This window comes from Kitasatospora sp. NPDC034035 (genome assembly GCF_055575755.1).
The window spans coordinates 1-10902 of record NZ_JBVISA010000078.1 but is presented as its reverse complement, the minus strand read 5'-3'; the positions used below and the strand labels follow the sequence as shown (position 1 = coordinate 10902).

General features: G+C 75.5%; 2 protein-coding genes. Both read right to left on the bottom strand.

The annotated features are described in order from the left end of the window. Positions 1 to 6454: type I polyketide synthase (locus ACZ52J_RS42315; protein WP_465626748.1), on the bottom strand; the 6454-nt coding region annotated here is incomplete at its 3' end. A 79-nt stretch (positions 6455 to 6533) separates the two neighbouring features. Next, a partial coding sequence (locus ACZ52J_RS42310) for an SDR family NAD(P)-dependent oxidoreductase (protein ID WP_465626746.1) occupies positions 6534 to 10902 on the bottom strand: 4369 nt, incomplete at its 5' end.

The following is a 10902-nucleotide window of genomic DNA, read 5'->3' as shown; positions in this document are numbered from 1 at the left end:
CGCACTCCGCCATCCGCCCCGCGAACACAGCCGACCCGGCCAGCAGCTCCGCGGCCATCCCCACCCACTGCGAACCCTGACCCGGGAACACCAACACCGAACGGCCGTCGACCGGGCGACCGCCGTCCCACGCTCCCGAGTCGTCGTCGGCCATCCGGCCCAGCAGGGTGTGGAGTTGGTCCCGGTCCCCGACCAGTGCCTTCCGGTACTCGAAGGCGGTGCGCGTGTGCAGGGCGGATCCGATGTCGCGCGGGTCGACCCCGGGGTTGCCGTCCAGGTGGCGGCGCAGCCGGTCGGCCTGGAGGCGCAGTGCCTGCGGGCTCTTCGCCGACAGCAGCCAGGGCACCGCCGGCAGGGGGGTGCGCTCGGCCGGCGGGCCGTCGTCCTCCAGGGGGGTGTGTTCGAGGATGGTGTGGACGTTGGTGCCGCTCAGGCCGAAGGAGGACACTCCGGCCCGGAAGGGGCGGCCGTGGGACGGCCAGGGCTGCTGCTCGGTCGCGAGGGCCAGCGCTCCACGCGTCCAGTCGACGTGGCCGGAGGGCCTGCTGACGTGCAGGGTGCGGGGCACCTGCCCGTGCTGCATGGACAGCACCGTCTTGATGACCCCCGCCACACCCGATGCCGCCTGGGCGTGGCCGAGGTTGGACTTGAGGGAGCCGACCAGCAGGGGCCGTCCGGCGGGCCGGTCCTGGCCGTAGGTGGCCAGCAGGGCCTGCGCCTCGATGGGGTCGCCGAGGGTGGTGCCGGTGCCGTGTGCCTCCACCACGTCCACCTCGGACGCCGTCAGGCCCGCGTCCGCGAGCGCCGCCCGGATCACCCGCTGCTGCGACGGACCGTTGGGGGCGGAGAGTCCGTTGCTGGCGCCGTCCTGGTTGACGGCGGAGCCGCGTACCACCGCCAGTACCGGGTGTCCGTTGCGGCGGGCGTCCGACAGCCGCTCCAGCAGCAGGACGCCGACGCCTTCGCCCATGCCCATGCCGTCCGCGTCGTCCGAGAAGGCCTTGCAGCGGCCGTCCTCGGCGAGTCCCCGTTGCCGGGAGAAGCTGATCAGGGCGCCGGGGGTCGCCATCAGGGCGACGCCGCCGACCAGGGCGAGGGAGCAGTCGCCGCCGCGCAGGGCCCGGCCGGCGTAGTGCATGGCGACGAGTGAGGAGGAGCAGGCCGTGTCGATGGTCACGGCGGGGCCTTCGAGGCCCAGGGTGTAGGCGACCCGGCCGGATACGACGCTGGGTGCGCTGCCGGTGAGCAGGTGGCCGTCTCCTTCCTCCGACTGGGCGACGACGGCCGCGTAGTCGGCGTAGTTGACGCCGGTGAACACTCCGGTGCGGCTGCCGCGCAGGGCGGCCGGGTCGATGGCGGCGCGTTCGATCGCCTCCCAGGTGGTTTCCAGGAGCAGCCGCTGCTGGGGGTCCATGGCCAGGGCCTCGCGCGGCGAGATGCCGAAGAACTCCGCGTCGAACTCGGCGGCGTCGTGCAGGAAGCCGCCGTGCCGGGTGGTCGAGGTGCCGGGGCGGTCGGGGTCGGGGTCGTAGAGGACGTCGATGTCCCAGCCGCGGTCGGTGGGGAAGTCCGAGACGGCGTCGCCGCCGTCGGCGAGCAGGCGCCACAGGTCTTCGGGGGTGCCGATGCCGCCGGGGAAGCGGCAGGCCATGGACACGATCGCGATCGGCTCGTCGTCGGGCGCGGGCGGGTGCGCGGCGGCGTCCGGGTCGGTGGCCTGCCGGCCGAGCAGTTCGGCGCGGATCTCCCGGGCGAGCGCGGTGGACGACGGGTGGTCGAAGATCAGCGTGGACGGCAGCCGCAGTCCGGTGGCGGTGTTGAGCCGGTTGCGGAGTTCGACTGCGGTGAGGGAGGCGAAGCCCATGTCCTGGAACGCCATGCCGGGCCGGATCGCGTCCACCGAGGGATGGCCGAGGACGGCTGCCGCGTGGATGCGGACCAGGTCGAGCAGCAGGCGGTGCTGTTCGGATTCGGCGAGGGCGGCGAGCCGTTGGCGCAGCAGTGCGGCGGCGGGTGCCTCCGTGTCGCCGGTCGCGGCTTCCAGGGCGCGGCGGGCTTCGGGGATGCCGGTGAGCAGCGGGCTGCGGCGGGTGGAGGTGAAGACGGCGGCGAACTGCTCCCAGTCGACGTCGGCGACGGCGAGTACGGTCTCGTCGTCGTCGAGTGCCTGTTGCAGGGCGTGGACCGCGAGGTCGGGGGCGATCCGGGGCAGGCCGTGCTGCTCCAGGTTGAACAGATCGGCGTCCGCTCCGGCGATGCGGTCCTGGAAGGGGTTCTCGGCCTGCCAGATGCCCCAGTCGACGGTGGTGGCGGTGAGGCCGCGGGCCCGGCGGTGCTGGGCCAGGGCGTCGAGGTAGGCGTTGGCTGCGGCGTAGGCGCCGTGGTCGCCGCTGCCCCAGACTCCGGCGATCGAGGAGAACAGGACGAAGGCGTCGAGTTCGCGGTCGAGCAGGGCGTCGAGGTGTTCGGCGCCGGCGGCCTTGGCGGCGACGATCTGTTCGAACGCGGACATCGGTGTGCCGTCCAGGGGGGCGAGCGCGACGAACGCGGCCGCGTGGACGACGGCGGTGACCGGGTCGCCCGCCGTGTCCAGGCCGGTGAGCAGTTCCGCCACCGCCTGACGGTCCGCCAGGTCGCAGACGGGCAGGGTCAGTCGTACGCCGAGGGCGGCCAGTTCCGCGGCGAGTTCGGCCGCGCCGGGTGCCTGGGGGCCGCGGCGGCCGGGCAGGACGAGGTGGGTGGCGCCGCTGCGGGCCAGCCAGCGGACGAGGTGCGGGCCGACGGCTCCGGTGCCGCCGGTCAGCAGGACGGTGCCCCGGGGCTTCCAGTGCTTCGTACGGCTGTCGTTCCGGGGGGCGCGCCGGAGGCGGCGGGCCAGCAGGCCGGTGGGGCGCAGGGCGAGCTGGTCCTCGCGGCCGAGGCCGTCCGGGCCGGTGCCGGGGGCCGTCAGGACGGCGGCGAGGCGGATCCTGGCGCGGGCGTCGAGGTTCGGCGGCAGGTCGATGAGTCCGCCCCAGCGGGCGGACAGTTCCAGCGCGGCCACCAGTCCGGTGCCCCAGACCAGTGCCTGGCGGGGGTGGGTGACCGGGTCGTCCTGGCCCGTGGACACGGCCCCGGCGGTGGCGCACCACAGGGGTGCGGTGAGGGCGAGGTCGCCCAGGGCCTGCACCAGGGCGACGGTGAGTGCCGTCCCGGTGGGCAAGGCCGGGTGGTCGGGGTGGGGCCGGTCGTCGGCGGCCAGCAGCGACAGCACGCCCGTCGGGACGCGGTCGCCGAGAGCGGTGGCGAGCGTGTCCGCGAGGTCCGTGCGGCGGACGGCGTCGGCGGTGAGTTCGGCCGTGACGACGGTGGCGCCCGCTTCGGTGAGGGCGAGCAGCGGGCCGCGTAGCCGTGCGTCGTCGTCGTGTCCGGCGGGCAGGACGACGAGCCAGGTGCCGGCCGCGGGGGTGGCGGCCGGCGGGTCGGGCAGGGGCTGCCAGCCGATGCGGTAGCGCCAGGAGTCGATGACGCTCTCGTCGCGCCGCTGTTTGCGCCAGCCTCGCAGGGCGGGCAGGACAGGGGCGAGGGCGTCCTCGTCGACGGCGAGGTGGGCGGCGATCTCGGCCGGGGCGTCGTGGTCGACCATGTGCCAGAAGGCCGTGTCGTGCGGGTCGGCGGCGGCCGGTCCGGTGCCGGGCGCCGCCTCGGGCTCCAGCCAGTAGCGCCGCAGCTGGAAGGGGTATCCGGGCAAAGCGGTCGGGCGGGCGCCGGTGCCGGCGTACACCGCGGACCAGTCGACGGCCGCGCCGGCCACCCACAGTTCGGCGGCCGAGCGCAGGGCCCGGCGCAGTCCGCCGTCGTCGCGGCGCAGGGTGCCGACGACCACGGGCGGCTCCTCGGCGCCGGTGGCCTCGGCGGTGTCCTGGAGGGCCATGGTCAGCACCGGGTGCGGCGACACCTCGACGAAGACCTCGTGGCCCTGTTCGATCAGGGAGCGGACGGCGGCATCGAAGCGGACGGTCCCGCGGAGGTTGCGGTACCAGTAGTCGGCGTCCATGACCGTGGTGTCGAGCCGGTCGCCGGTGACGGTGGAGAACAGCGGAATCCGGGCCGGGAGCGGGCGTACGCCGGCCAGGGCGGCCAGCACCTCGGACCTGATCCCTTCGACCTGGGCCGAGTGCGAGGCGTAGTCCACGGGTACGGACCGGGCCCGTACGCCCTGTGCGGCGCAGTGGGCGAGCAGTTCGGCCAGGGCCTGGGTCTCGCCCGAGACCACCACGGCGGCGGGCCCGTTGACGGCGGCCACCGACAGCTTCTCGGCCCAGGGGGCGATCTCGGCGCGGACCCGGTCCTCGGGCAGGGACACCGCGACCATGCCGCCGAGTCCGGCCAGCGCCCGGATGGCCCGGCTGCGCAGGGCGACGACCTTCGCCCCGTCCTCCAGGCTCAGCGCGCCCGCCACCACGGCGGCGGCGATCTCGCCCTGGCTGTGCCCGACCACGGCGTCGGGCCGGACGCCCCAGGACTTCCAGTGCGCGGCCAGTGACACCATCACCGCCCACAGCACCGGCTGCACCACGTCCACCCGTTCCAGGGAGGGTGCCCCGGGCGCGCCCTCCAGGACGGCGGGGAGCCGCCAGTCGACATGGGCGCGGAGGGCGGCGTCGCAGGCGGCGAGGCGGTCCCGGAACACGGGGCTGGTGGCGAGCAGGTCCCGCGCCATGCCGGCCCACTGGGAGCCCTGGCCGGGGAACACCAGTGCCGTCCGGCCCTCGACGACCCGGCCGGTGCCCGCGACGACGTCAGCGGGCGTGGCCGGGGCGGTGGAGAGGTCCGTGCCCGGCCCGGACAGGGCGGCGAGGCCGTCCAGCAGTGCGGGGCGCCCGTCGCCGATCACCACGGCCCGGTGTTCGAAAGCGGACCGGGTGGTCGCCAGCGAGAACCCGATGTCGGCCGCCCGTGCGGGCGCGTCCGTGGCGAGCCGGGCGCGCAGCCGGCCCGCCTGGTCCCCGAGCGCGGACGCGGTGCGGCCGGACAGCACCCAGGGCAGCACGGCCCCGGGCGCGCCCGCTCCGGCTGCGGTGTCCGGGCCGTCGGTCGCTGCTTCCGGTCCGTCGGTCTGTTCCGGCTCCGGTGCCTGTTCGAGGACGACGTGCGCATTGGTGCCGCTCATGCCGAACGAGGACACCCCGGCCCGGCGCGGCCGGTCGACGGCGGGCCAGTCGCGGGCCTCGGTGAGGAGTTCGACGGCGCCCGAGGACCAGTCGGCGTGCGGGGTGGGCGCGTCCACGTGCAGGGTGCGGGGCAGGACGCCGTGCCGCAGCGCGAGCACCGTCTTGATGACCCCGGCGACCCCGGCGGCGGCCTGGGTGTGCCCGATGTTCGACTTCAGCGACCCCAGCCACAGCGGACGCCCGGCGGGCCGGTCCTGGCCGTAGGTGGCCAGCAGCGCGTCGGCCTCGATCGGGTCGCCGAGGGTGGTACCGGTGCCGTGCGCCTCCACCGCGTCGACCTCGGAAGCGGTCAGTCCGGCGTCGGCGAGGGCCGCCCGGATGACCCGCTGCTGGGAGGGGCCGTTGGGGGCGGTCAGGCCGTTGCTGGCGCCGTCCTGGTTGACGGCCGAGCCGCGCAGCACGGCCAGCACCGTACGGCCGTTGCGGCGCGCGTCCGACAGCCGCTCCAGCAGCAGCATCCCCACGCCCTCGCCCCAGCCGGTGCCGTCCGCGGCCGCCGCGAACGGCTTGCAGCGGCCGTCGGGGGACATCGCGCCCTGCCGGCTGAACTCGACGAACACCGCCGGCAGCGCCATCACGCTGACCCCGCCGGCGAGCGCGAGCGAGCACTCACCGGCCCGCAGGGCCCGCGCCGCGAGGTGCAGGGCCACCAGCGAGGCCGAACAGGCGGTGTCCACGGTGACGGCCGGGCCTTCGAGACCGAGCGCGTAGGACACCCGCCCGGACATCACGCTCATCGAGTTCCCCGTCATCAGGAACCCCTGGACGGCTTCGGCCGCGCCGGAGCCCAGCGTCGCGTACCCCTGGTCGATGGCCGCGACATACACCCCGGTACGGCTGCCCCGCAGGGTGAGCGGGTCGATGCCGGCCTGCTCGACGGCCTCCCAGGACGCAATCAGCAGCAGCCGCTGCTGCGGGTCCATCGCGACCGCCTCACGGGGCGAGATGCCGAAGAACTCCGGGTCGAAGTCCGCCGCGCCGTCCAGGAACGCCCCTCGCCCGGGGACCGTGCCGCCGGACGGCCAGGCGGTCTCCCACCCCCGGTCGCCGGGGACCGGCGCGATGGTGTCGCGGCCTTCGGCGAGCAGTTCCCACAGGTCGTCGGGGGTGCGGACGCCGCCGGGGAAGCGGCAGCTCATCGCCACGATCGCGATCGGCTCGCTCGTGCGGGCCTCGGCCTCCCGGAGCCGCTGCCGGGTGTCCCGCAGGTCGATGGTCACCCGGTTGAGGTAGTCGCGCATCCTCTGGTCGCTCACTGGACACCGCTGCTTTCGTCTCGGGCTGCGCGGGGTGCGCGGACGGCGTGGACCGGTGCCCTGGTCATGCGGATCCCAACTGCCGGTCGATGTAGTCGAACACCTCGTCGTCGCTGGCCGCCTCGATCAGGTCGGGGGCCAGGTCGTCCAAGTCACCCGTGGGGCGGGCGGTGGTGGCCGGTGTCCCGCCGGGCAGCGGGCGGGACAGCACTTCCCGTATCCGGGCGGCGAGTTCGTCGCTGACGCCGTCCGGCGGCAGGGCGTCGAGCAGGGCCTCCAGGGTGTCGAGCCCGGCCCGGACCGCCGCGTCGCCCGTCGGGCGGGCGGCGGCGGCCCGCTCGGCGAGGTGGCGTGCCAGTGCCTCCGGGGTGGGGTGGTCGAAGACGAGCGCGGCCGGCAGCCGCAGCCCGGTCGAGGACACCAGCCGGTTGCGCAGTTCGACCCCGGTGAGGGAGTCGAAGCCGACGTCCTTGAACGGGCGGGCCGGGCGGATCAGGTTCGGCGAACTGTGGCCGAGCACCGCCGCGGCGTTGCCGCGCACCAGGTCGAGCAGGGTCCGGTACAGCTCGGCCTCGGGCAGCTCGGCGAGCTGCCGCGCCATCGAGCGGGCCGGCGCCGCGGCGGAGGCGGAACCGGTACGGGCGGGGCGGACCAGGCCGCGGAGCACGGCGGGCAGTCGGTCGTCCGCCCGCAGCACGGACGGGGCGATCCTGGCCGCGAGCCGGTAGGCGTACGGGGAGTCCAGTGCCGCGTCGAACAGGGCGAGGCCCTCCGCCGAGGTCAGCGCGCCCGCCCCGGCGCCCCGGCCCGCGGTGACCGCGGCGGTCATCTCGCTGCGCTCCTCCCACAGGCCCCAGCCGATGGACAGGCCGGGCAGCCCCTCGGCCCGGCGTTCGGCGGCGAGGGCGTCGAGGACCGCGTTGGCGGCGGCGTAGTTCGCCTGCCCGGCCGCGCCGAACTGGGCGGCGCCCGAAGAGAACAGGACCAGCGCCGCGAGGTCGAGCTCCCGGGTGAGTTCGTGCAGGGCCAGCGCCGCGTCCGCCTTGGGCCGCAGGACGCGGTCGAGCCGGTCCGGAGTCAGCCCCGCGATCGTGGCGTCGTCCAGGACACCGGCCGCGTGGACGACGGCGGTGAGCGGGTGCGCGGCGGGCACCGACCCGAGCAGGGCGGCGAGCGCGGCGCGGTCGGCGACGTCGCAGGCTGCGACGGTCACCGACGCCCCGAGCCCGGTCAGTTCCCGTACCAGCTCCGGCATACCGTCGGCGGATCCGCCCCGGCGGCCCGCCAGCAGCAGGTGCCGGGTGCCGTGCGCGACGACCAGATGCCGGGCCAGGAGCCGTCCCAGGGTGCCGGTGGCCCCGGTGACCAGGACAGTCCCTTCGGGGTCCGGCGGAGCGGGCAGCAGCAGGACGTTCTTGCCGACGCCCCGGGCCTGGCTGAGCGAGCGCAGGGCGGCCGGGGCCTGCCGGACGTCCCAGCCGGTGACGGGCAGAGGACGCAGCACTCCCTGCCGGAACAGGTCCAGGACGTCGGCGAGCATCTCGCCGATGCGCTCCGGACCGGCCTCCATCAGGTCGAACGCCCGGTAGCGCACCCCGGGGTGCTGCCGGGCGACCGTCTCGGGGTCGCGGACGTCGGTCTTGCCCATCTCCACGAACCGGCCGCCGTTCGGCAGCAGCCGCAGACCGGCGTCGACGAACTCCCGTGCCAGGCTGTCGAGTACGACGTCGACGCCCCGCCCGCCGGTGGCCGTCAGGAACGTCTCGGCGAAGTCGGTGGTACGGGTCGAGGCGATGTGCGCGGCGTCCAGTCCGCCGGCCCGCAGGACGTCCCACTTGGCGGGGGAGGCGGTCGCGAACACCCGCGCACCGGCGTGCCGGGCGAGTTGCACCGCCGCCATGCCGACACCGCCGGCCGCGGCGTGGACCAGTACCGATTCCCCGCGCCGCAGTCCGCCGAGATCGAACAGGCCGTAGTAGGCGGTGAGGAACACCACCGGCACGGATGCGGCACGGGCGAAGGACCAGCCCGCCGGTATCCGGGCGACGGTACGGCGGTCGGCGACGGCGGTCGGGCCGAACGCGCCCCCGAAGATCCCCATCACCCGGTCCCCGGGTACCAGGTCGTCCACACCCGGGCCCACCTCGATGACGGTTCCGGCGCCCTCGCTGCCCAGGCCCTGCTGTTCGGGGTCGGGGTCCAGGCCGAGCGCGGCGATGACGTCGTGGAAGTTCAGCCCGGCGGCGCGCACCGCGATCCGTACCTCACCCTTGCCCAGCGGGGCGAGGGCCGCCGGAGCGGGCTCCGCCGCGATGTCCTCGAGGGAGCCCCGGCCGTCGGTGGTGAGCCGCCAGGCGGCGCCGTCCGGCAGGGACAGCGTGCCGTCCGGCCGGCCGCCGCGGACCAGCCGCGGCAGCAGCGGCGGGCCGGTCCGCAGCGCCAGCTCGGGTTCCCCGGCGGCGAGCGCCGCAGGCAGGGCGTCCGCCGGCTCGCCGGTCCCGGCCGCGTCGATGAGGACGAAGCGCCCGGGGTGCTCGGCCCGCGCGCTGCGCACCAGGCCCCACAGGGCGGCCTGGGCGGGATCGACGGGACGGTCGACCGGTCCGGTACGGACCGCGTCCCTGGTGAGCAGGGCCAGCCTGGCCGCAGCGAACCGCTCGTCGGCCAGCCACTGCTGCACGAGGGCGAGGCCCTGGTGCGCGGTGGCCCGGACCCGGTCGGCGGGGTGGGGCAGGTCGGCGGTGGCGATGGCCGCCACGATCACCTCGGGGAGGGCGGCGCCCGCTTCGAGGGCGGCCCCCAGGGCGCCGATGTCCTGCCATGACACCGCGCCGGGGACGGCACCGCCGAGGGCGGCCCAGGTGGGCACGGCGCCGTCGGCCGGGTCGGTGGCCGGGGTCCAGTCGAGGCGGTACAGCAGGTCGGCGTGGGCGGTCGCGGAGAGCGGCCCGCCGGCGGCCGGAGGCCGCAGCAGCAGGGCCTCCACGCCGAGCACCTGCCGTCCGGACAGGTCGTGGGCGTGCAGGGTCACGGTGTCCGGCGTGTCGGTGGCGAGCCGCACGCGCAGCGTGGTGGCCCCGGTGATCCCGCTGGTCACGCCGTTCCAGCTGAAGGGCAGCCGGGCCCGGCCGTCCTGGTCGGGCAGCAGTGCGGCGATCTGGAGGGCCGCATCCAGCAGCGCGGGGTGCAGCACGCATCCGGCGGCGTCGGCGTGCTGCGGCTCCGGCAGCACCACCTCGGCGAACACCTCGCCGCCGCGGAGCCACGCGGCACGGATGCCGCGGAAGGCGGGGCCGTAGTGGTAGCCGGCCTCGGCGAAGCGCTCGTAGAGGTCGCCGGTGTCCACGGGTTCGGCACCGGACGGCGGCCAGCTCAGCAGACCGGCCGCGGCTCCGGCCGGGTCCCTGGCGGGCCGGGGTGCCAGGGTGCCGGTGGCGTGCTCGGTCCAGGGCGCGTCGGCGTCCCGTGTCGTACGGGCGAACACGCCGAGCCTGCGCCGACCGTCGCCGTCGGGTGCGGCCACCCGGAGCTGTAGGTGGACGGCTCCCTCCTCCGGGAGCACGAGCGCCGATCCGAGGGTGAGTTCCTCGACCACCGGGCAGTCCGCCTCGGCCCCGGCGCGCAGCGCGAGTTCGAGAAACGCCGTGCCGGGGAAGAGGACGACGCCCGACACCGCGTGGTCGGCGAGCCAGGGGTGGGTACGCAGCGAGATCCGACCGGTGAGCAGCAGCTCATCGGAGTCCGCGACCTGCGTCGCCGCACCGAGCAGCGGGTGCCCGGTCGTGGCGAGACCCGCCGAGGCGACGTCCCAGCTCGTGGTCGGAACGTCGAGCCAGTAATGGCTGCGCTGGAAGGCGTAGGTAGGCAGCTCGACACGCCGCGCCCCCGGGAACGCACCCGACCAGTCCACCCCCAGCCCTCGCTCCCACGCACGGCCCACCGCCCGCAGCACCTGAGTCAGGCCGCCCTCCCCGCGACGCAGCGTCCCCAGCACCGCGGCATCCACACCTGCGGCCTCCACCGACTCCCCCACCGCAACCGACAACACCGCGTGCGGGCTGGACTCCACGAAGAACCGGAAGCCCTCCCCCAACAACGTCTCCGTGGCCTTCCCGAACTCGACGGTCTCCCGCAGATTGCGGTACCAGTACTCCGCGTCCAAAGCCTTCGTGTCCAGCCAACCACCCGTCACCGTCGAGAAGAACGGCACCGAACCCGAGACAGGAACGATGCCGGCCAGATCGGAGAGCAGCCGCTCGCGGATCTCCTCCACGTGCGCGGAATGCGACGCGTAGTCGACCTCGATCAGACGCGCCCGCGCCCCCTCACCCATCAGCGCGTCGACCAGTGCCGTCACCGCGTCCGCGTCACCCGACACCACCGTCGACGACGGGCCGTTCACCGCGGCCACCGACAACCGCCCCGCCCACGGG